This is a genomic window from Streptomyces luteoverticillatus (genome assembly GCF_003970715.1).
Classification (GTDB): Bacteria; Actinomycetota; Actinomycetes; order Streptomycetales; family Streptomycetaceae; genus Streptomyces; species Streptomyces abikoensis.
This window is the reverse complement of the sequence record NZ_CP034587.1, coordinates 4,671,906-4,693,318: the sequence shown is the minus strand read 5'-3', so window position 1 is coordinate 4,693,318 and position 21,413 is coordinate 4,671,906. Positions and strand designations below refer to the sequence as shown.

General features: G+C 72.5%; 18 protein-coding genes. 8 read left to right on the top strand and 10 right to left on the bottom strand.

The features are described 5' to 3' along the window. Positions 1–12: 12 nt before the first annotated feature. The 7 genes from EKH77_RS20950 to EKH77_RS20910 form a co-directional block, all read right to left on the bottom strand. Positions 13–1,230 carry a sensor histidine kinase gene (locus tag EKH77_RS20950; protein WP_397612344.1) on the bottom strand — a complete coding sequence of 406 codons (1,218 nt, stop codon included), beginning with the start codon at positions 1,228–1,230 and terminating at the stop codon, positions 13–15. 47 nt (positions 1,231–1,277) lie between these two features. Next, positions 1,278–1,964, bottom strand: coding sequence for an ABC transporter permease (locus tag EKH77_RS20945; RefSeq protein ID WP_397612540.1), 687 nt, complete (start codon positions 1,962–1,964; stop codon positions 1,278–1,280). Between the two features lie 50 nt (positions 1,965–2,014). Continuing rightward, positions 2,015–2,968, bottom strand: coding sequence for an ABC transporter ATP-binding protein (locus EKH77_RS20940; RefSeq protein ID WP_126915869.1), 954 nt, complete (start codon positions 2,966–2,968; stop codon positions 2,015–2,017). A 153-nt stretch (positions 2,969–3,121) separates the two neighbouring features. Further along, the gene (locus EKH77_RS33040) at positions 3,122–6,199 is read right to left on the bottom strand and encodes a hypothetical protein (RefSeq protein WP_164737666.1); all 3,078 of its coding nucleotides are present in this window, start codon (positions 6,197–6,199) and stop codon (positions 3,122–3,124) included. Between the two features lie 200 nt (positions 6,200–6,399). Next, entirely contained in the window at positions 6,400–6,777 is a 378-nt protein-coding gene (locus tag EKH77_RS20920; RefSeq protein ID WP_206279895.1) for a DUF6113 family protein, read from the bottom strand. 11 nt (positions 6,778–6,788) lie between these two features. After that, positions 6,789–7,685, bottom strand: coding sequence for an N-acetyl-1-D-myo-inositol-2-amino-2-deoxy-alpha-D-glucopyranoside deacetylase (mshB, locus tag EKH77_RS20915; protein ID WP_126915864.1), 897 nt, complete (start codon positions 7,683–7,685; stop codon positions 6,789–6,791). A gap of 106 nt (positions 7,686–7,791) precedes the next feature. Then, positions 7,792–7,986 carry a hypothetical protein gene (locus EKH77_RS20910; protein ID WP_126915863.1) on the bottom strand — a complete coding sequence of 65 codons (195 nt, stop codon included), beginning with the start codon at positions 7,984–7,986 and terminating at the stop codon, positions 7,792–7,794. Between the two features lie 223 nt (positions 7,987–8,209). Between EKH77_RS20910 and EKH77_RS20905 the strand changes: the two genes are divergently transcribed. From EKH77_RS20905 to EKH77_RS20875, 8 genes are all read left to right on the top strand, one after another. Continuing rightward, positions 8,210–10,333 carry a S9 family peptidase gene (locus EKH77_RS20905; protein WP_126915862.1) on the top strand — a complete coding sequence of 708 codons (2,124 nt, stop codon included), beginning with the start codon at positions 8,210–8,212 and terminating at the stop codon, positions 10,331–10,333. Between the two features lie 220 nt (positions 10,334–10,553). Next, entirely contained in the window at positions 10,554–11,579 is a 1,026-nt protein-coding gene (locus tag EKH77_RS20900; protein WP_126915861.1) for an ABC transporter permease, read from the top strand. Between the two features lie 126 nt (positions 11,580–11,705). Beyond that, positions 11,706–13,463, top strand: a complete 1,758-nt coding sequence (locus EKH77_RS20895; protein WP_346429067.1) for an ABC transporter substrate-binding protein — start codon at positions 11,706–11,708, stop codon at positions 13,461–13,463. 4 nt (positions 13,464–13,467) lie between these two features. After that, positions 13,468–14,445 (top strand): ABC transporter permease, encoded by a 978-nt coding sequence (locus tag EKH77_RS20890; RefSeq protein WP_126915859.1) that lies wholly within the window; start codon positions 13,468–13,470, stop codon positions 14,443–14,445. 109 nt (positions 14,446–14,554) lie between these two features. Further along, entirely contained in the window at positions 14,555–15,574 is a 1,020-nt protein-coding gene (locus EKH77_RS20885) for an ABC transporter ATP-binding protein (RefSeq protein WP_126915858.1), read from the top strand. Between the two features lie 12 nt (positions 15,575–15,586). Further along, on the top strand, positions 15,587–16,618 hold the full coding sequence (locus tag EKH77_RS20880) for an ABC transporter ATP-binding protein (RefSeq protein WP_126915857.1): 1,032 nt from the start codon (positions 15,587–15,589) through the stop codon (positions 16,616–16,618). A gap of 147 nt (positions 16,619–16,765) precedes the next feature. Continuing rightward, a complete protein-coding gene (locus tag EKH77_RS33035; protein ID WP_164737830.1) occupies positions 16,766–16,909 on the top strand; it encodes a cittilin family RiPP precursor in 144 nt (47 codons plus the stop codon). 105 nt (positions 16,910–17,014) lie between these two features. Next, positions 17,015–18,340: a cytochrome P450 gene (locus EKH77_RS20875; RefSeq protein WP_164737829.1), complete on the top strand. Its 1,326-nt coding sequence runs from the start codon at positions 17,015–17,017 to the stop codon at positions 18,338–18,340. A gap of 117 nt (positions 18,341–18,457) precedes the next feature. Here EKH77_RS20875 and EKH77_RS20870 read toward each other — a convergent pair whose 3' ends face one another. The 3 genes from EKH77_RS20870 to EKH77_RS20860 are packed head-to-tail and all read right to left on the bottom strand — an operon-like array spanning position 18,458 to position 21,397. Then, positions 18,458–19,495, bottom strand: coding sequence for an ABC transporter ATP-binding protein (locus tag EKH77_RS20870; protein ID WP_126915855.1), 1,038 nt, complete (start codon positions 19,493–19,495; stop codon positions 18,458–18,460). Next, complete coding sequence (locus tag EKH77_RS20865; protein WP_126915854.1) at positions 19,485–20,471, bottom strand: ABC transporter ATP-binding protein; 987 nt, start codon at positions 20,469–20,471, stop codon at positions 19,485–19,487. The genes EKH77_RS20870 and EKH77_RS20865 overlap by 11 nt, the downstream gene beginning before the upstream one ends. A gap of 11 nt (positions 20,472–20,482) precedes the next feature. Then, positions 20,483–21,397 (bottom strand): ABC transporter permease, encoded by a 915-nt coding sequence (locus EKH77_RS20860; RefSeq protein WP_240667777.1) that lies wholly within the window; start codon positions 21,395–21,397, stop codon positions 20,483–20,485. Positions 21,398–21,413: the final 16 nt, after the last annotated feature.

Here is a 21,413-nt window from a genome sequence, read left to right as displayed (position 1 = left end):
ACAGGGTAGAGGTCAGACGGCCACCCGCCGCGAGAGCGGTACGCACGCCCGCAGCCGGAACCCGCCGCGCGGGCCCGTGCCGGTCTCCAGCCGGCCGTCGGCGAGGACGAGCCGCTCGCTCAGTCCCGTCAGCCCGTTACCGTAACCGCGCCCCGGCCCCCGGCCGTTGTCGGTGACGGTCAGGCACATGTCGTCGCCCGCCTCCGTGAGCGTCACCTCGCAGCGCGTGGCGCCGCTGTGCCGGACGACGTTGGTGACCGCCTCGCGCAGCGCCCAGGCCAGGGCGCCCTCCTCGTCGGGCGGCAGGTCGGGGTGGCCGGTCGCGGCGTGGGTCAGGTCGGCGGCGACGCCGGCGGCGGCCAGGGCGGTACGGGCCCCGGCCAGCTCGGCCTCCAGGGTGGGGCGGCGAAAGCCGCTCACCGCCTCCCGGACGTCCACGAGCGCCTGCCGGCTGACCCGCTCGATGTCGGCGACCTGCCGGGCCGCGTCCTCCGGCCGGTCCGGGAGCATCCGCCCGGCCAGCTCGCTCTTGAGCGTGATGAGCGAGAGCGAGTGGCCGAGCAGATCGTGGAGGTCGCGGGCGAGCCGCAACCGCTCCTCGTTGGCGGCGAGATGGGCCACCGTCGCCCGTGCCTCGCGCAGCGCACGGGTGGTCAGGGCCATCTGCCGCACCCCGACCATCGCGAAGCCGCCGAGCAGCGCGGGGACGACGAGCGCCACCACGAACTCGGCCACCGGGCCCCGCATGCTCGCGCCGACGGCCACCAGTACCCCCGTGACCAGTGGAACGGCGGCGCGAGCGATCTTGGTGGGGAAGACCGCCCCGCAGGCGATGCTCGAGAAGACGAACAGCACCAGCCAGGGCGTCCCCAGGGTGAGGGACAGGACGAGGGCCAGGCCCAGCATCACCCCGATCCAGCCGAGCACCTTGGGCCGGTCGAGGGCCCGGGAGGTGTGGCGGAAGACGAGGGTCAGGTAGGCGGCCACGAAGGCCACCAGGCCCGCGCCGCCCAGGACGTCGCCGACCAGCGCGTGGTGGTCGCCGAGGACGTCCTCCGCCGGGGCGGCGAGGTAGAAGAACCAGATGGAGATCCACAGCAGTTTGATCACTATCTGGCGGCGGTTCTCGGGCTGGGCGCCCATGCCGTTGTGGGTCTCGGCGGCCGACGGGTCGTCCTCGATCTCCATGACGGCTCGCCAGGGGTTCCGGCGTCGTTCGCGTCCGGCCATCGGCCCGTCTCTCCCTCCGTCCGTCCCGGCAACCGTCCCGCGTCGGCTCAGGCCTTGCGGGTGTCCTTGCGGTAGAGCCAGGCGGCGCACCCGGCGAAGACGACAAGATAAGCCAGCAGCAGGCCGACGTCCTTCAGGTGCGGCGCGTCGCCCCCCTCGATGGCGTGGCCGAGCGCCGCGTAGGCGTAGGTCGGCGTCCACTTGGCGACGGACTGCAGCCAGTCCGGGAAGGTCGTGGTCGGCATCCACAGGCCGCCCAGCATGGACAGCGCGAAGTAGACGATCATCGTGACGGGCCGGACCGCGTCACCGGAGACCAGGTAGCCCAGGGCCACGCCGAGCGCGGCGAAGACGATGCTGCCGGCCCAGATCGAGCCCGTGAGCGCGCCCCACTGCCAGGCGTCGAGCCGGACGTTCTTGACCGCCACGGCGACGGCGAAGACGACCAGGATGGACGGCAGGGAGACCACGGCGGCCGAGGCCACCTTGGCGGCCACGTAGCCGCGGCCGGGCAGGGCGGTGAGGCGCAGCTGGCGCACCCAGCCCTTCTCGCGCTCCTTGGCGATGCGCTCGCTGTTGCCCACGAGGACGGCGGTGATGGCGCCGAAGGAGGCCATCGAGACCATCATCAGCAGCGGCAGCGTCAGGCTCGTGCCCTCGACGAGCTCCTTCTCGCTCGCACCACCGGCGATGAGCAGGAACAGCATCGCCGGGTAGAGGATGGAGAAGAACATGAACTTCTTGTTGCGCAGCGTGCGCGTTATTTCCAGCGTGACGAGAGTCTTCACTTGGCCGCCTCCTCGGCGGTCGCGGCGTCGTTGATGGCGAGGAAGGCCTGCTCCAGGCCGAGGCCCGCGACCTCGAGGTTGCGCGGGTAGAGGCCCAGCCCGTAGAGGGCGTGGACGGTGGCGTCGGCGTCGTGGGACTGGATGCGCACCGTGCGGCCGGACACCTCCAGCGAGGAGAGGAACGGCAGCTCGCGCAGCGCGCCCTCGCCGACCGGCTGGTCGAGGTCGAAGACGATCCGGCGGGCGCCGGCCTTGGCCTTGATCTCGGCGGCCGAGCCGTCGGCGAGCAGCTTGCCGCCGCGCAGCACGATGACGCGGTCGGCGATGGCGTCGGCCTCTTCGAGGTAGTGGGTGGCGAAGAGGACCGTACGGCCCTGGCGGGTCTGCTCGCGCATCACGCCCCAGAACGCCTGGCGGGCCGAGACGTCCATGCCGGTCGTCGGCTCGTCCAGCACGATGAGGTCGTTGGCGCCCGCCGTGGCCATGGCGAAGCGCACGCGCTGCTCCTGGCCGCCGGAGAGCTTGTTGACCATGCGGTCGGCGATGCCGGTGAGGTCGGCCGCCTCCAGCACCTGGTCGACGGGGAACGCCTTGGGGTGGAGGTCGCAGGCGAGCTTCACGATCTCGCGGACCTTCACCTCCTCCATCAGCCCGCCGGTCTGGAGCATGGCGCCCACCCGGCCCTGGAGGATGGCCTGCTGGGGCGTGGTGCCGAAGATCTCGACGCGCCCGGCGTCGGGATTGCGCAGGCCCAGCAGCAGGTCCAGGGTCGAGGACTTGCCGGCGCCGTTGGGGCCGAGCAGGGCGACGGTCTCGCCCGGGTGGAGGTCGAGGCTCAGATCGGAGACGGCGCGCACGGTGCCGTAGTTCTTGCTGACGTTCTCAAAGCTGACCACGGGGGCGCCCGTGCGGCGCCCGTCCCCCGTGTTGACGCTTGCAGTAGTGGTCATGGAAGACATCTTCGCTGGTCAGGGAGTGCCGTCGGCAGTGTCGGACGTCGTGGACCGGGGATGACAGATGTCATGGACAAGGCCATGCCCGGACGCACACGAGCCCCCGTGCCGCGGGGGCACGAGGGCTCGTGAGTACGGGCCGGGGCTCGCTCAGCCGGTCTGCATGATCGTCCCGACGCGCTCGGCGGGCGTCTTGCCGCGCAGCGCCTTGCCGAGGGCGCCCGCGACGTCCTGCGGGGTGACGGGCTTCTTGGTGCCATCGCCGCGCTGGATGAGGACGCCGTCGAACTTCTTGCCGTAGAGCTTCTTGAGCTCCTCCAGGTCGTAGCTCTCGACGAGCTTGCCGCCCACCTCCTTGACGGAGAGGATCTTCGGCAGCGAGAGCTCCGGCCCGAACTGGATGCTGTGGGCCGGGTCCGTCTGCACGGTGACCAGGCCGGACATCGCGGGCTTCGCGAAGTCCTGCATCATCCGGTCGACCTCGGCGTTGGGCACCTTCGGCTGCTGCGAGGACGTCGTCAGCTCGACGGGCTTGTCCTGGCCCGTGGCCGCGCGGTCGCGGTAGGCCTGGGCGATCGCCTTGACCGACTTGTCCACGTCCACGCCCTCGTACGGCTTCCCGTAGACGGCCACGGCCTTGCCCGGCTCGAACTTGATCGTGCCGTCCGTCGCCGAGCCGCTCTCGCCGGCCAGCGACTTGAGGGCGGCGGCGACCTTCTCCTCGTCGACGCTCAGGGCCGGCTCGGCGGCGTGGGTGTTGCCGATGAGCGAGCCGAGGACGGTGACGGGGTTGTAGTCCCGGCCGGACGCGTCGCGCACGGTGGCCTGGGTGTCGATGGACAGGCCCGCCACGGAGGGCTTGAGAGCGGCCGGCTTGCCGCCGATGGAGAGCTTCAGCGGGGCGGTGGCGCGGTCGCCGAGGGCCGAGTCGAGCTTCTTGACGGCCTCGTCCTTGGACTTGCCGCCGATGTCGACGCCGAGGACGGTGGTGCCGTTCGGCACGTCGGCGTGGTCGAGCAGCAGGCCCGCCGCATAGGCGGCGGCGACCAGGCCGATGAGCCCGCCGGCCAGGAGGACGACCTTGGAGCGGCCCTTCTTCTTGGGCGCGGCCTTGGCCGCCGGCTTGGGCGCCGACTTGGCCGCCGGGGCGGGCGGCTTGGGCACACCGGTGCCGGACGGCGCCGGCGGCGGCGGGACGGCCCCCTTGGGCTTGGGCACGGCGACGCGCGGCGCACCGGCGTCCGCCGGGGCCTTCGCCCCCTGCCCGGCGGCCGGCTTCGGGACGGGCCCGCCGGGCGCGCCGACGGGTGCGGAAGCGGAGGGGGAAGCGGAACCCTTCGGGCCGCGCTTCTTGCCCTTGCCCGCGCCACCGCCCTGCGGGGCGCCGGCCTGCGCGCCACCACCCTGCGGGGCGCCGGCCTGCGGGCCCGGCGGCGGGACCATGGGCACGCCCTGGCGGGGCGTGTCGGTACGCCCGGTGGCGAACGCGGCGCCTCCGGCGGGCACGCCACCGATGGTGGGGCCGACGGTGGGCATGGACATCTGCTGGGTGGTCCCGGCATTCGGGACGGCGCCGCCCTTGGCGCCACGGGGACGTCCCTTGCCACCCGGCTGCGGAACACCGCCGCCGGCCGCCGGGGCGTCACCGGGCCACGGGGCGCCGCCGTTGGCGGCACCGGGGCCACCGGGGTGGCCCTTGCCGCCGGGCTGCGGGACGCCACCGGTCGTCGCGGCGTCACCCGGCCACGGGGCACCGCCGTTGCCGACGGGACCACCGGGCTGCTGGGCGCCGCCCGGCGTCGAGGTGTCACCAGGCCACGGCGCACCGGCGCCCATGGCACCCGGGCCACCGGGGTGGCTCTTACCGCCCGCCTGCGGAACACCGCCCGGCGTCGAGGCGTCACCGGGCCACGGCGCACCACCATTGGCGGCACCCGGGCCACCCGCCTGCGGGACGCCGCCGGTCGTCAGGGCGTCACCGGGCCACGGGGCGCCGCCGTTGCCGACGGGGCCGCCGGGCTGCGGCACGGCGCCGGTCGTCGAACCGTCAGCAGGCCACGGCGCGCCGGCGCCACCCGGGTGGCCCTTGCCGCCCGGCTGCGGGGCGCCGCCCGGCGTCGTCGCGTCACCCGGCCACGGGGCGCCGCCCGTCGGTGCGGGGTCGTTCGGGTGCTGCATGGCGCCCGGGGTCGCGGGGGCGCCGCCGGGCCAGTCGTCGCCGGAGGCGGCCGCGCGGCGGCGTGCGGCGCCCTTGCCGGTGGGGAGGCCCTGCTGGGCGCCACCGGTCGTCGAGGCGTCACCCGGCCACGGGGCGCCGCCGTTGCCGGTGGGGCCGCCCGCCTGGGGCGTGCCGCCGGTCGTCGCGGCGTCGCCCTGCCAGGGGGCACCCGGTACGGGCGGCTGCGGCACGGCACCGGTCGTCGAGGCGTCACCCGGCCACGGGGCACCGGCACCCGGCGCGCCGGCCTGCGGCACCGCGCCCGTCGTGGCGGGGTCGCCGGGCCACGGGGCGTCGGCGCCCGGGACGGGCGGCTGGGGCATCGCGGCGGTGGTGGAGGGGTCCTGCGGCCAGGAGCCGCCGGAGCCGGCGGCCGGGGCCTGGTTGCCGCCGAACGCGCCACGGGCTGCCGCACCGCGGCGCGGCAGCGGCGGCGCGTGGCCGGCGGCGCCGGCGCCCGCGCCGCCCACGGGCGGCTGACGGCGGGCCGCGGCGGGCGGCGGCGGGGTCGTCCCGGAGGACTTGCGGGGCGCGAACCAGTCGCTCGTCCCCGAGCCCGAACCGGAATCGGAAGCGGAACCGCCGCCTGCGGCGGCGGCCGCGCCGGCCGCCGCGGCGGGCGACTTCTTGCCCGTCTTGGGGCGCGTCGGCAGCCCCGACCCCGACTTACGGGGCCCGGCGGGCGCGGAAGCGGAGGGCGCGGAAGGAGCGGCGGGCGCGGCCGGCCCGGCGGCGGCCGCGTCCGCGGCGCCGCCCTCGCTGTCGACGGGCGTCCGCATGACGACGGGCGGAATGGGCCGCGAGCCCGGGATGTTGATGCGGATCCGCGTCGTCATCGTGGTCTCGGTCTTCGGCTCGCTCGGCCTGGCGGCCGGGGCCGGCGTACCGGCGGAGCCGGGTGCGGCGGCTTCCTCCCCCTGGGGGGACCCGTAGGGCGTGGTGCCCGAGGGGTAGGCGGCACCGCCGCGGCCCTGGGCCCCGGAGGACGAACTGTCAGATGCACGGCTCAAAGCAGGATCTCCCGGTTACTCTTCGCCGCCCTCTTTTGACCTCGCTATGGGTCGCCCATTGCCGGAGGCCAGGGGAGGCTCGGCGGCGCGCACCACCATACTGGGGACCACGGGCCCGTATTCGACGACTGCTGGATCGCTCCCCCGACCGGCCGGATGACAGTCGGGTAGAAATCATCACGACACTTCCCAAGTCGGGCCTAAGCGCCGTCCGGTTGCGGCACTTTCGCAACCGTGGCGCACATCACAGCGACAGCCATGCCGCCCAGGAGGTAGGCGTACGAGCCGAGGCCCGCCTCGAAGAGGAAGTCGCCCTCGGCCCGGTTGGCCGCCAGGAGCACCACGGAGACGAGCCAGCCCGTGCCGGCCGCCGCGCCGCCCGCCCGGCCGCGCATGGCGACCACCGAGCCGTAGCAGAGCCCGCCGACGGCGAGGAGGGCCAGCAGCAGTCCGCCGGGGAACCAGCCGCCCTGGACGAGGGCGCCCGCGACGCCCGTCACGAAGCCGAGGACGGCCAGCCCCAGATAGGCGGCGAGCCGGCCGGGGCCGGGCACGGTGAAGAGTCCGTTGTTGTCCATGGGCCCTGCCATCACGCGCCCGTCCCGGCGAACAGGTCGTCCTCGCGGACGCCCTCGGCCGCCCCGGGCTCGCCCCGGACGAGCCGGTAGTACTCGGTGGGGAAGAGCGGCTGGCCCAGGTCGTTGGAGAGGGCGAAGAAGGGGCCGTCCACGGCGATCTGCGTGGCGTGGGCGCGCATCGCCGCCGCCTTCCGGCCGGCGTGGGCGGAGGCGTCGACGGCCGCCGTCACCTCCTCGTCGGGCAGTACGCCGGGGACGTCGTCGACGGAGGCGATGCCGGGGAAGAGGTCGCCCTCCCGGCCGGCCTCGCGCAGCCGGGCGAAGCCGGCCTCGACGACGGAGCGCGGGACGCAGTTCCAGTAGATCTTCGCGATCTTGTGGGGGTCGCCCAGGTCGCGGCGGAAGACCGGCTCGGCGGCGAGCTCGGCGGCACGCATGGCGACGCGGTGCGCCTGGATGTGGTCGGGGTGGCCGTAGCCGCCGTTCTCGTCGTAGGTGACGAGGACCTGGGGGCGGACCCGGCGGATCACCTCCACGAGGGACGCGGCGGCCTCGTCGACGTCGGCGCGCCAGAAGCAGTCCGGGTGCTCGTTCTGCGGGGCGCCCATCATGCCGGAGTCCCGGTAACGGCCGGGCCCGCCGAGGAAGAGGTGGTCGGTGACGCCCAGCTCGGCCATGGCGGCGGCCAGTTCGCCCGCGCGGTGGGCGCCGAGGGTGTCGTCCCGGTCGGCGGCGAGGTGCGCCAGGGCCGGGGGGATGACCTCGCCCTCCTCGCCGAGCGTGCAGGTCACCAGCGTGACGTGCGCGCCCTCGGCGGCGTACTTGGCCATGGTCGCGCCATTGTTGATCGACTCGTCGTCCGGGTGCGCGTGCACCAGGAGCAGCCGGCGGCCGGGAAGATCGGTCATGGGGACAGCCTACGGTTCACGGCGGCCCGCCGGGGCGCCCCCCGCGACCGCCGCACCCGTGTGCCGCCCCACCGCTCGCTCCGGCCGGCCCGGCCCGTTCGGCCCCTCAGAACTTGATGTTGCTGACCATGGCCGTGACGCTGGACGTGAACTGGTGGATGGTCGGGCCCACGGAGGAGCTGGCGAGGTAGAACCCCAGCAGCACGCAGATCGCGGCGTGGCCCGTCTTCAGCCCGGATTTCCGGACCAGCAGGATGACGATGATCGCCAGCAGCACCACCGCCGAAATCGAGAGTGCCACAGCGGCTCACCTCCAGGGACGCGCGGTCGGTCGGACGGCTTCGAGCGGATGGCATACGAATGCCCGAGGGCACGCGGACACCGGAGTTCTTACCCACTATGCGCGAGCGATCATAACTTTCCGTGCGCGTGCATGACTCGGAGCACAGGAGCAAACACGGGGCGCACGGCGAGTTCTCGCCGTCTTGGGTGAACCCGGTGGTAAGGGCCGTAGGCTCCCCCGCATGACCGGTCAGCTCTCGTTTCCCCGTCAGCACGCCCGTACTCAGCGCTTCACCCTCGGCGCGCCCCGTTCCTTCAGCGTCTCCCCGGACGGCACGCGCGTCGTCTTCCTGCGCTCCCGCGCGGGCACCGACCGGGCCAACGTCCTGTGGGTGCTGGATCTGGAGGAGGGCCGGGAGTACCCGGCCGCCGATCCGTTCGCCCTGCTGGGCGGCGCGGACGAGGAGCTGTCCGCCGAGGAGCGGGCGCGCCGCGAGCGCAGCCGCGAGGGGGCGGCGGGCATCGTGGCGTACGCGGTTGACGCCGCCGTGGAGTTGGCCGCTTTCGCGCTCTCCGGACGGCTGTTCGTGGCCGAGTTGCGCGGCGGCACGGCCCGGGAACTGGACGTGCCGGGCCCGGTGAGCGACCCCCGGCCGTCCCCCGACGGGCGCTACGTGGCGTATGTCGCGGACGGCGCCCTGCGGGTGGTGGGGACCGGCGGCGACGGCCGGGACAGGGCGCTGGCCGAGCCGGACGGCGCGACCGTCTCCTGGGGGCTGGCGGAGTTCGTCGCGGCCGAGGAGATGGACCGTTCGCGCGGCTTCTGGTGGTCGCCGGAGAGCGACGCGCTGCTGGTGGCCCGCGTGGACGACGCGCCCGTGCGCCGCTGGTGGATCGCCGACCCGGCCAATCCGGACAGCGCGCCCGCCGAGGTCGCCTACCCTGCGGCCGGCACCCCCAACGCGGAGGTGTCCCTCGCCCTGCTGGGCCTGGACGGTTCGCGGACGGACGTCGAGTGGGACCGCGAGCGCTTCCCCTATCTCGCGCGGACGCACTGGTCGGCGGACGGGCCGCCACTGCTGCTCGTCCAGGCGCGCGACCAGCGGACGCAGGCGTACCTCACCGTCGACACGGATTCCGGGGCCACGCGTGCGCTGCGCACGGACGAGGATCCGAAGTGGCTTGAACTTTTCGACGGCGTGCCCGCCTGGACGCCCTCCGGAGAGCTGTTGCGGGTCTCCGACGAGAGCGGCGCCCGCGCCCTGCTGGCCGGCGACCGGGCCCTGACGGGACCGGAGCTGCACGTGCTGGCGGTCCTCGACATCGGCGAGGACGACGTCCTGATCTCCGCGTCCGCCGGAGCGGGAGCCTCCGACCCGGAACTGGGCGAGGCCCATGTGTACCGGGTCGGCGAGCGGGGCGTGGAGCGCGTCTCGGAGGGCCGGGGCCGGCACTCGGCGGTCCGCACGGGCGCGGTGACCGTCCTGGCGACGGCGACCCCCGAGCGGCCGGGGACGGAGGTGCGGGTGCTGCGCGACGGCAAGCAGATCTCCTCCGTGGTCTCCCACGCCGAGACGCCGGTCCTGGCCGCCCGGCCCCGCCTCGTCGCGGCGGGCGCGCGCCGGATCCCCACCGCCGTGCTGCTGCCGAGCGGCTACCGGGAGGGCGACGGCCCGCTGCCGGTGCTCATGGACCCGTACGGCGGTCCGCACGGGCTGCGCGTCGCCGCCACCCACAACGCCCACCTGACGTCGCAGTGGTTCGCCGACCAGGGCTTCGCGGTCGTCGTCGCGGACGGCCGGGGCACCCCGCACACCTCGCCGGCCTGGGAGAAGGCCATTCACGAGGACTTCGCGGGCGTCACCCTGGACGACCAGGTGGAGGCGCTGCGCGCGCTGGCGGAGGAGTTCCCGCTGGACCTCGGCCGGGTGGGCATCCGCGGCTGGTCGTACGGCGGCTACCTGGCGGCGCTCGCGGTGCTGCGCCGCCCCGACGTCTTCCACGCCGCGGTGGCGGGCGCGCCGGTCACCGACTGGCGGCTGTACGACACCCACTACACCGAGCGCTACCTGGGCCTGCCGGGGGAGCGGCCGGAGGTGTACGCCCACAACTCCCTCGTCACCGACGACGGTCTGTCGTCGCCGGCGGAGCAAACCCGTCCGCTGATGATCGTCCACGGGCTCGCGGACGACAACGTGGTCGCCGCGCACACCCTGCGGCTCTCCTCGGCGCTGCTGGCGGCGGGCCGTCCGCACGAGGTGCTGCCACTGTCGGGCGTGACCCACATGACTCCGCAGGAGCAGGTGGCGGAGAACCTGCTGCTGCTCCAAGTGGACTTCCTCAAGCGCTCGTTGAAGATCAACTGACGCTCGTGGGGTGATCTCGTTCGCGGCGCGCTTGACCTGCTGTCAAGCACGCCGCGACCTCAATCCGCACAACCTTCGCTCAAAATGCGGGAGAAGACCGCATCCCGTGCACCGGCCCCTTGACTGCACCGCGCGCCCATTGCGAAAGTCCGCTCAGCTCACCCGTGTTGGTGATTGCCACGAGTGGCCGTGGTGACGAGAGTTGCGGGGGATGTGCGCGATGACGAGTCCTTCCCAGAGCCCTTCCGAGGCGCCCTCCCCGGCCGCCCCTCCCGACGGGGCCATCGCCGCGCCCGGGACGGCCGGGCTCGTGGGCCGCTCCCCCGGACAGCTGATGTGGCGGCGCTTCCGGCGCGACCGCACCGGCGTCCTCTCCGCCTGGATCGTGCTGTTCTTCTTCGTGGTCGCGCTGGCGGCCCCGCTGATCTCCCTGCTCTACGGCAAGGACCCCACCACGACCTACGGGCTCAACGAGCCCGGGCTGCTCAACCAGTACGGCTATCCGGTCCGGCCCAACGGCGGGATCTCCGGGGAGTTCTGGTTCGGCGTGGAGCCGACGCTGGGCCGCGACGTCCTCACCCAGCTCGTCTACGGCATCCGCACCTCGCTGCTGATCGCCGCCGCGGCCACGGTGCTGTGCGTGCTCACCGGCATCGTCGTCGGGGTGACCGCCGGCTACGTCGGCGGCCGGACCGACTACTTCCTGGGCCGCTTCATCGACCTGCTGCTGGCCTTCCCGGCCCAGCTGTCGTTCGTCGCCTTCACGCCCGTCGTCTACTCGCTCTTCGTCAGCCCCGGCAAGGAGACCCCGACGTATCTGCGGGTGATCACGCTGATCCTGGTGCTGTGGGTGCTGGGCTGGATGGGGCTCGCGCGACTGCTGCGCGGGCAGGTGCTGAGCCTGCGGGAGCGGGAGTTCATCGAGGCGGCGAAGGTCACCGGCGCCTCACCCTGGCGGATCATCACCAAGGAGCTGCTGCCCAACCTCTGGACGCCGATCCTGGTGCAGGCGACGCTGATGCTCCCCACCACCGTGACCATCGAGGCGGGGCTGTCCTTCATCGGCGTGGGGATCCTGGAGCCCACGCCCGACTGGGGCCGGATGTTCGCCAACGGCGCCAAGTACTACGAAAGCGACATCACCTATATCTTCTTCCCCGGGCTCGCGATGATCGTCTTCGTGGTCGCCTTCAATCTGCTCGGGGACTCGGTCCGGGACGCCTTCGATCCCCGGACCAGACGCTGACGGCCCACCGGCCACGCGTCACTGCCATGACATGTCTCGATCCGTCCGGCGAACAGGCAGGTGCAGCGATCCATGACTCGTATGCCAAGGTCCCTCAGGTCCAGAGCGCGGCTTTCCGCGGTCGCCGTGGCGGCGGGCGCCGTGGTGCTCTCCGCGTGCAGCAGCGGCGGCGGTGGCGGCAGCGGGGACGGTGACAAGAGCCAGGGGCCGGGCGAGGACAAGACCAGGTCCGCCAACTACTCCATCGGCACCAAGGCCGACTCCACCGGCCCCGCCCCGGCGGTCGCGGGCGCGAAGAAGGGCGGCACGGTCGGCGTCCTCCAGCGCGACGCCTTCAACCACCTGGACCCGGGCCAGATCTACTACGCCGACGTCCTCACCAACCAGATGCTCTACAACCGCACCCTGACCTCCTACAAGACGGACGACAAGGGCCGGGTCAAGGTCGTCGGCGACCTGGCCACCGACGCGGGCACGGCCTCGGACGGCGGCCGCACCTGGAAGTTCACCCTCAAGGACGGGCTGAAGTTCGAGGACGGCTCGCCGATCACCGCCCAGGACATCCGCTGGGGCGTCGAGCGGCTCTACGCCTCCTTCGAGACGGACGGGCCCCTCTACATCCCGCAATGGCTCTCCGGCGACGGCAACGACTTCCGCAAGGCGCTGCCCGACGGCCCCTACAAGGGGCAGCACCTCCCGGCGTCCGTCCTGGACACCCCGGACGACAAGACGGTGGTCTTCCACTTCCGGACACCGCACGCCGACACCCCCTTCGCCACCGCCATGCCCAACATCGGCCCGGTGAAGGCCGAGAAGGACACCCAGCAGAAGTACGACAACGCGCCCTTCTCCTCCGGCCCGTACAAGGTCGGCGACTACAAGGTCGGCAAATCCCTCACGCTCGTGCGCAACGAGCACTGGGACCCGAAGACGGACCCCATCCGCCACCAGTACGCGGACCGCTTCCAGATCAGTTTCGGCCACCAGTACGCCGACTCGACCCGGCGCTTCCTGGCCGACCAGGGCGACGACAAGAACGTCATGTCGTTCAGCAACGCCGTCGCCCCGGAGATGACGGAGAAGGTCCTCGCCCAGGCCGACACCAAGAACCGCCGGCTGCTGGAGATCCAGCCCTACGTCGACTACATCAGCTTCAACACCGACCGCCTCAAGGACGTACGGGTCCGCAAGGCCCTCGCCTACGCCATGCCCAACGGGCAGATCCTCCAGCAGAACGGCGGGGCGACCGCCGGGGTGATCGCCACCAACTTCCTCTCCCCCGCCATGGACGGCTTCCAGCCGACCGACCCCTTCGGGAAGAAGGCCAAGCCCGCGGGCGACCCGGACAAGGCGAAGGAGCTGCTGAAGGAGGCCGGAAAGCTCGGCCAGGAGGTCGTCTACGCCTACGCCAACACCGACGTCCAGCAGAAGGTCCAGGTCGTGGTCGTCCAGGCCCTGGAGCGGGCGGGCTTCAAGGTGCAGCGCAAGGAGATCGACTCCAACGTCTGGCGCACCGAGATCGCGAAGGTGAAGAACGACTACGACCTCTACCGCACCTCCTGGGGCGCGGACTGGCCCGTCTCCTCGACCGTCGTCCCGCCGCTCTTCGACGGCCGGCAGATCGCCGACGGCGCCCAGAACTACGGCCACCTCAACGACCCCAAGGTGAACACGGAGATCGACCGCATCAGCGCCCTGCCCGACGTCAAGCAGGCGGCCCCCGCGTGGCAGAAGCTCGCCGACAAGATCCTCACCGAGGACGTGCCGGGCGTGCCGACCTTCTACAACAACCAGTTCTCGCTGTGGGGTTCGAACCTCGGCGGGATCAAGTACCACCCGGTGTACGGGACCGTGGACCCGACCGGCGTGTTCCTGAAGCGGTGAGCTCGTGCTGAGATTCCTCGCCCGCCGGACCCTCGGCGCTATCGTCATCATCCTGCTGATCAGCGCGATCACGTTCTTCCTCTTCTTCGCGCTGCCCTCCGAGCCCGCCCTGATGTCCTGCGGCAAGAACTGCACCGCCGACTCCCTCGCGGTCATCAACAAGAACCTGGGCCTCGACCAGCCCGTGCCCGTCCAGTACTGGCACTACATGGTGGGCCTCTTCGCCGGCCGCGACCTCACCGTCGGCCACTGCCCGGCCCCCTGCTTCGGCTACTCCTTCTCCAACCAGCAGCCGGTCTGGGGCACGATCGTCGACCGCTTCCCCACCACGCTCTCCATCACCCTCGGCGGCGCGGCCGTCTTCCTGACCGTCGGGGTCGGCATCGGCATGCTCGCCGCCGCCTTCCGGGGCACCTGGGTCGACAAGGCCGTCAGCTCCCTGTCCCTCCTCGGCAACGCCCTGCAGATCTACTTCGTGGGCGTCATCGCGCTGGCCGTCCTGGTCAGCGGCCTCCACTGGATGGACAACCCCGCCTACTACCCGATCACCGAGAACCCGGTGAAGTGGTTCACGGGCATGATCATCCCCTGGCTGGTGCTCTCCATCATCTTCATCGCCAACTACAGCCGGATGACCCGCTCCCAGATGATCGAGCAGCTCGCCGAGGACCATGTGCGCACCGCGCGCGCCAAGGGCCTCGGCAGACGCACGGTCTTCTTCCGCTACGCGTGGCGCGGGGCGATGGCGCCGATCGTCACCATCTTCGGCATCGACCTGGGCTCGCTCTTCGGCGGGGCGATCATCACGGAGTTCACGTTCAGCCTCCACGGGCTGGGGCGGCTCGCGGTGTCCTCCGTCAGCGAGACGGACCTGCCGACGCTGATGGCCGTGATGCTCGTCGGCTGCACGGCGATCGTCATCGCCAACATCGTCGTCGACGCGGCGTACGCCTTCATCGACCCGAGGGTACGGCTGGCATGACCACGAGCCCTGCGGGCCGCTCCCCCCGGGCACACCCCCGGCAACTGCCGCCGTCCAGCTCGCCGCAGGCGCCCCGCACAGCCGCAGACCGCCCGCCGTCAGGAGCCCCATGACCACCCCCTTCCTCTCCGTGCGAAGCCTCCGCGTCCGCTTCGCCACAGAAGACGGCACCGTCCACGCCGTGGACGACCTCTCCCTCGACCTCCACCGCGGCCGCACCCTCGGCGTCGTCGGCGAGTCCGGCTCCGGCAAGTCCGTCACCGGCCTCGCCGTGCTGGGGCTCCACGACCCGCGCAACACCGCGATCGAGGGCGAGATCCTCCTGGACGGCCAGGAGATGACCACCGCCCCCGAGCCCGTCCTGGAGAAGCTCCGCGGCGACAAGGTCGCCATGATCTTCCAGGACTCGCTGACCGCCCTCTCGCCCTACTACACCGTCGGCCGGCAGATCGCCGAGCCCTTCCGCAAGCACACCGGCGCCTCCCGCCGCGACGCGCGCCTGCGCGCGGTCGAGATGCTGGAGAAGGTCGGCATCCCCAACGCCGCGCTTCGCGTGGACGACTACCCCCACCAGTTCTCCGGCGGCATGCGGCAGCGCGCGATGATCGCCATGTCCCTGGTCTGCGACCCCGAGCTGCTGATCGCCGACGAGCCGACCACGGCCCTCGACGTCACCGTCCAGGCGCAGATCCTCGATCTGCTGGGGGACCTCCAGCGGCAGTCCGGTTCGTCGATCGTCCTCATCACCCACGACCTGGGCGTCGTCGCCAACGCCGTCGACGATCTGCTGGTGATGTACGCGGGCCGGGTCGTCGAGCGCGGCCCGGTCCGCGAGGTGCTCCGCGAGCCCTACCACCCCTACACCTGGGGCCTGTTGGGCTCGATGCCGCGCCTCACCTCGGACGTGGAGGCGCCGCTCACCCCCATCCCCGGCACCCCGCCGAGCCTGCTGGCGCCACCGCCGGGCTGCCCGTTCCAGCCGCGCTGCGCGTACACCTCCCTCGTCGGGGGCGACCGGTGCGAAGCGGAACGCCCGGAGGCGCCGGCGGGCCGCGGGGCGGCCTGCCACCTCACGGCGGAACAACGGCGGACCGTCTTCACCGAGCAGATCAGGCCCCTACTGGGCTGAGGAGCGCTTCCAATGACCCACAGCATTCCCGCCCAGGACCGCGGCGGCGAGCCGCTGCTCGTCGCCGAGGGCCTGACCAAACACTTCCCGATCATGGGCGGTTTCCCGGTGAAACGGAAGGTCGGCGCCGTGCAGGCGGTCGACGGCGTCGATCTGGCCGTGCGGGCCGGGGAGAGCTTCGGCCTCGTCGGCGAGTCCGGCTGCGGCAAGTCGACGACGGGCCGGCTGCTGACCCGGCTGCTGGAGCCGACGGCCGGCCGGATCCGCTACCGGGGCGAGGACATCACCCACGCCGACCGCAGACGGCTGGCCCCGATCCGCTCCGAGATCCAGATGATCTTCCAGGACCCCTACTCCTCACTGAATCCCCGGCAGACGGTCGGCAAGATCATCGCCGGGCCGATGGAGATCAACGGCATCGCGCCCCCGGGCGGCCGCGAGGCCCGGGTCCGCGAGCTGCTGGAGGTCGTCGGCCTCAGCCCCGAGCACTACAACCGCTTCCCGCACGAGTTCTCCGGCGGCCAGCGGCAGCGGATCAGCGTGGCCCGCGCGCTGGCGCTGGAGCCCAAGGTGATCGTCGCGGACGAGCCGGTGTCGGCCCTGGACGTCTCCATCCAGGCGCAGGTGGTCAACCTGCTGGCCCGGCTGCGGCGGGAGCTGGGCATCGCGTTCCTGTTCATCGCCCACGACCTGGCCGTCGTACGGCACTTCTCCCAGCGCGTCGCGGTGATGTACCTCGGCAGAATCGTGGAATCCGGCGACCGCGACGACATCTACCGCCGCCCCCGCCACCCGTACACCCACGCGCTGCTGTCGGCGGTACCGGAGGCGTCGGAGGTCGAGGGAACGGCCCGGGAAAGGATCCGGCTGACGGGGGACGTCCCCTCCCCGATCCTGCCGCCGTCCGGCTGCCGCTTCCGTACGCGCTGCTGGAAGGCGCGGGAGAAGTGCGCGGAGGAGGTGCCTCCGCTGGTGCCGGCGGAGGGCGACGGCGAGGGGCATCTGACCGCGTGCCACTTTCCCGAGTTCCGGCCCGGCCCGTAATGGGAGGCTCCGGGTTACGGTGAAAGGGCGCGCGAAACCGGCGCTCGGCAAGCGGAACACTACCCGCCGAACCACGCGCGTGGGATATCTGTCAACTCTTGTTATCCCAGGGGCACATGCCTACTGTTCCCCCATCGCGGAGCGGTGGTGGCCACACCAGGAAGCGACCCTCAGGGAATCGACGAGCTCGAGAAGGAGGTGCACGCCATGCGCAAGATGATCCTCACCGGGGCCCTTTTCGCCCGGCTCACTCGTAAGGACCGCCTCACCCTGCCGTACTCGTACTACTAAACCGGCACGGTGACTCACCCGGTGGCCGCGGCAGCGATGCCGCGGCCACCGGCCTTCCGGCCCCGATCGGCCTCCTTCCGGCCCCGACCGACCTGCGAGGCGTCCATGACCACCGCCGCTTCCCCCAGCGCCGGCACCGGCATCCCGGGCCCGGGCGGGGACAAGTACCTCGGAAACCTCCACGCGTTCAGCACGGACCCGCTCGGCTTCCTCACCGAGTGCTCCCGCACCTACGGGGACGTGGTGCGGCTCGGCGCCAACAATGTGCTGCTGACCTCGCCCGGCGACGTCGAGCGGATGCTGGTCGACCGCAACGCCAAGTTCTCCAAGGCCAGCGCGGACACCCGGCGCGGCTCGCGCCGCCAGGGCTTCCCGCTGTCGACCATGAACAGCGACGGCGCCACCTGGCAGGCCAAACGCCACCGGATGCAGCCCGCCTTCGGCCGCAAGCTCTCCACCAAGGCGGCGGAGATCGTCGCCGACCAGGGCGAACGCATGCTCGCCGGCTGGCGCCCCGGCACCCCTCGCGACCTCCAGGACGACGTCTCCGTGCTCACGCTGCGGCTGGTGACGTCCCTGATGTTCGGTGACGAGTTCAGCGAGGAGGACACCGCCGAGATCGCCCGGCTGGTCGCCCCCATCATGGACCTGTCGACCTCCCCCGTGCTGCTGCCCGAATGGGTGCCCACCCCGCGCAAGCTGCGCATCCGGCGCTCGATGGCCCGCGTCGACCGCACCCTGCGCGCCCTCGCCGCCTCCCCGGCCGCCGCCGACCCCGACCGGGCGCCCGTCCTCCACGCGCTCGTCCACGGCGACCCGCCCCCGACCCCGGACGAGCTCCGCGACGAGCTCGCCACCCTGATCATGGCCGGGTTCGAGACGACGAACGACGCCGTCGTCTGGACGAGCGTCCTCCTCGCCCGGCACCCCGAGATCGCCGAACGGGTACGCGCCGAGGCCGAGGCCGCCTTCGCCGCCACCCCGGCCGGGCTCGCCCGCATGGAGGCGCTGCCCTACACCAACGCGGTGGTCCGCGAGTCCCTGCGGCTCTACTCGCCGGTCTGGCTGACCAGCCGGGACGCCATGGAGGACATGGAGTTCAGCGGCCACATCGTCCCCGCCGGCACGACGGTGACCGTCAGCCAGTGGGTCGCCCACCGCGACCCCCGCCACTGGGAGGACGCGGAGGAGTTCCGCCCCGAGCGCTGGCTGGGCAAGGGCCCGTCGGTGCCGCGCGGCTCGTACTTCCCCTTCGGCCTCGGGCCGCGCGTCTGCATCGGCGCGGCGGTGGCGACGACGGAGACGGTCCACATCGTCGCGGACATCTGGCGCCGCTTCCGGCTCGAACTCGTCCGTCCGGAACGAATCCGGCCGCGACCGGCGCTGGCCTTGCAGCCGATGGGCGTGGAGGTCGTCCCGAGGGGGTGGTAGCCCCAGTCCCGCCCTTTCACCGTTTCCGAAGGGGCTGCGCCCCCTCGCACCCCCGCCGAGGACCGGGGGTCCGGGGGCGGAGCCCCCGGAAGAAACGGTGAAAGGGCGGGTCCGGGGCTACTCCTCCCCCGGAACAACCCGCCGCTCCGCGGCGAAGTGACAAGCCGACGCGTGCGCCACCGCTCCCCCACCCCGAAACCACTCCGGCACCTCCAACCCCGGCACAACCTCCGCGCACTTCTCCCGCGCCTTCCAGCACCGCGTGCGAAACCGGCACCCCGACGGCGGGTCCGCCGGGGACGGAATGTCGCCGGACAACAGAATCCGGTCCCGACGAGCCCGCGCGAGCGGATCCGGCACCGGAACAGCGGAGAGCAGCGCCTGCGTATACGGATGCGTCGGATGCTCGTAGATCTCCGCGTCCGTCCCCACCTCCGCGAACCGCCCGAGGTACATCACCGCCACCCGGTCGGAGATGTGCCGTACCACCGACAGGTCGTGCGCGATGAAGACGTACGACAGCTCGAACTCCTCCTGCAGCCGCGCCAGCAGGTTGACCACCTGGGCCTGCACCGAGACGTCCAGCGCCGAGACCGGCTCGTCGGCCACGATCACCTCGGGCCGGAGCGCCAGCCCCCGCGCGATGCCGATGCGCTGCCGCTGCCCCCCGCTGAACTGGTGCGGATAGCGGTTGATGTGCTCGGGGTCGAGCCCGACCACCTCCAGCAGCTCCCGGACCCGCGCCCGCCGGCTGCCCTTGGGGGCCGCCTCCGGGTGGATCTCGAAGGGCTCCCCGACGATGTCCCCGACCGTCATCCGGGGGTTGAGCGAGGTGTACGGGTCCTGGAAGACCATCTGGATGTTGCGGCGGACCGCCTTCAGCGCGCGCCCGGACAGCCGGGTGACGTCCTCGCCCTTGTAGAGGATCCGCCCGGCCGTCGGCCGCTCCAGGTGGACGAGCAGCCTGGCGACGGTGGACTTGCCGCAGCCGGACTCCCCCACGATGCCGAGCGTCTCGCCACGCCGCAGGTCGAAGGAGAGGTCGTCCACCGCGTGGACGGCGCCGACCTGTTTCCGGAAGAGGATGCCCCGGTGCAGCGGGTAGTGCTTGACCAGCTCCCGCACCTCGAGGATCGCCTCGCCGTCAGCCCTCACCGAGGGTCTCCTTCCAGAAGTGGCAGGCGCTGCCGCGCCCCGGCGCCACGTCGTACAGCGGCGGCCGGTCCGTGCGGCAGACGTCCTGGGCCAGCGGGCAGCGCGGGTTGAAGGGGCAGCCGGGCGGGACGGCGGTGAGGCTGGGCGGCATGCCCTTGATCGCGTAGAGCTCCCGGCCCTTGCGGTCCAGGCGGGGGATGGATTCGAGCAGGCCCTTGGTGTACGGGTGGGCGGGCGCGGCGTAGAGCTCGCGCACGGGGGCGGTCTCGACGATGCGGCCCGCGTACATCACCGCGATCCTGTCGGCGACGTCGGCGACGACGCCCAGGTCGTGGGTGATCAGGACGAGCCCCATGTGGTACTCGTCGCGGAGCTCCGCCAGCAGGTCCATGACCTGCGCCTGGACGGTCACGTCCAGCGCGGTCGTGGGCTCGTCGGCGATGATCAGGTCCGGCTCCAGGGCCAGCGCCATCGCGATCATGATGCGCTGGCGCATGCCGCCGGAGAACTGGTGGGGGTAGTCCCCGGCCCGCTGCGCGGCCGCCGGGATGCGGACGCGGTCCATCAGCCGGACGGCGCGGGCGCGGGCGTCCTTGCGGGTCATGCCCTCGTGGACTTCGTACATCTCGCCGAGCTGGGCGCCGACGGTCATCACGGGGTTGAGCGCGGAGAGCGCGTCCTGGAAGATCATGGCGAGTTTGGCGCCGCGGATCCGGCGGCGGTCCTCCTCGCCCATGGTGAGCAGGTCACGGCCGCGGAAGAGGACCTCGCCGCCGGTGACACGGCCGGGCGGCGAGTCGAGGATGCCCATGACGGCCTGCGCGGTCACGGACTTGCCGGAACCGGACTCGCCGAGCACGGCCAGGGTCTCGCCCGCGTCGACGGAGTAGCTGACGCCGTTGACGGCCTTGGCCACCCCGTCCCGGGTGCGGAACTCCACGCGCAGGTCGCGTACGTCGAGCAGAACGTTCGTCATGTCGGCGGTCCTCAGCGCAGCTTGGGGTCGAGGGCGTCGCGGACCGCGTCGCCGAGCATGATGAACGCGAGCACCGTGACGCTCAGCGCGCCCGCCGGCCACAGCAGCATGTGCGGGGCGTTGCGGATCTGGATCGAGGCGTTGGAGATGTCGATCCCCCAGGAGACGGTGGGCGGCCGGAGGCCGACGCCGACGAAGGACAGGGTCGCCTCCAGCGCGATGTACGTGCCGAGGGCGATGGTCGCGACGACGATGACGGGCGCGACGGCGTTGGGCGCGATGTGGCGGAGCAGCAGGCGCGCGTCGCCGGCGCCGAGGGCGCGGGCGGCCTGGACGTAGTCGTGCTGTCTGGCGCCGACGACCGCGCCGCGGGCGATCCGGGAGATCTGCGGCCAGCCCAGCAGCACGATGAAGCCGACGACCGGCCAGACGGAGCCGCTGGGGACGACGGAGAGGAAGACGAGTCCGCCGAGGATGATCGGGATGCCGAAGAAGATGTCGGCGAGCCGGGAGAGCAGCGCGTCCCACCAGCCGCCGTAGAACCCGGCGAGCCCGCCGAGGACGCTGCCGAGCAGCGCGGCCCCGGCGGTGGCGCAGACGCCGACGGTGATGGAGGCCCGCGCGCCGTGGACGGTGCGGGTGTAGACGTCGCAGCCCTGGGTGTCGAAGCCGAAGGGGTGGCCGGGCGCGGGGCCGTCCTGGGCCCTGGCGAGGTCGCAGCTGAGCGGGTTGCCACTGGCGATGAGGCCCGGCCAGATCGCGATGAGGAGGAGGAAGACGATGACTAGCGCGGAGACGAGGAAGACGGGGTTGCGGCGCAGGTCGTGCCAGGCGTCGGACCAGAGGCTGCGGGCCTTGCCGCTGCCGGTGCCGCCGGGGAGGGGGCCGTTCTCGAGGGTGGCGGCGTCGCTGGTGGCGAGGGTCATGGCACCGCCGTCCCCG

Excerpts from the sequence above, each read along its gene's own strand:
- EKH77_RS20950 (WP_397612344.1), bottom strand. The coding sequence starts at position 1,230 with ATGGCCGGACGCGAACGACGCCGGAACCCCTGGCGAGCCGTCATGGAG.
- EKH77_RS20945 (WP_397612540.1), bottom strand. The coding sequence starts at position 1,964 with ATGTTCTTCTCCATCCTCTACCCGGCGATGCTGTTCCTGCTCATCGCC.
- EKH77_RS20940 (WP_126915869.1), bottom strand. The coding sequence starts at position 2,968 with ATGACCACTACTGCAAGCGTCAACACGGGGGACGGGCGCCGCACGGGC.
- EKH77_RS20920 (WP_206279895.1), bottom strand. The coding sequence starts at position 6,777 with ATGGACAACAACGGACTCTTCACCGTGCCCGGCCCCGGCCGGCTCGCC.
- mshB (WP_126915864.1), bottom strand. The coding sequence starts at position 7,685 with ATGACCGATCTTCCCGGCCGCCGGCTGCTCCTGGTGCACGCGCACCCG.
- EKH77_RS20905 (WP_126915862.1), top strand. The coding sequence starts at position 8,210 with ATGACCGGTCAGCTCTCGTTTCCCCGTCAGCACGCCCGTACTCAGCGC.
- EKH77_RS20900 (WP_126915861.1), top strand. The coding sequence starts at position 10,554 with ATGACGAGTCCTTCCCAGAGCCCTTCCGAGGCGCCCTCCCCGGCCGCC.
- EKH77_RS20885 (WP_126915858.1), top strand. The coding sequence starts at position 14,555 with ATGACCACCCCCTTCCTCTCCGTGCGAAGCCTCCGCGTCCGCTTCGCC.
- EKH77_RS20880 (WP_126915857.1), top strand. The coding sequence starts at position 15,587 with ATGACCCACAGCATTCCCGCCCAGGACCGCGGCGGCGAGCCGCTGCTC.
- EKH77_RS20875 (WP_164737829.1), top strand. The coding sequence starts at position 17,015 with ATGACCACCGCCGCTTCCCCCAGCGCCGGCACCGGCATCCCGGGCCCG.
- EKH77_RS20865 (WP_126915854.1), bottom strand. The coding sequence starts at position 20,471 with ATGACGAACGTTCTGCTCGACGTACGCGACCTGCGCGTGGAGTTCCGC.
- EKH77_RS20860 (WP_240667777.1), bottom strand. The coding sequence starts at position 21,397 with ATGACCCTCGCCACCAGCGACGCCGCCACCCTCGAGAACGGCCCCCTC.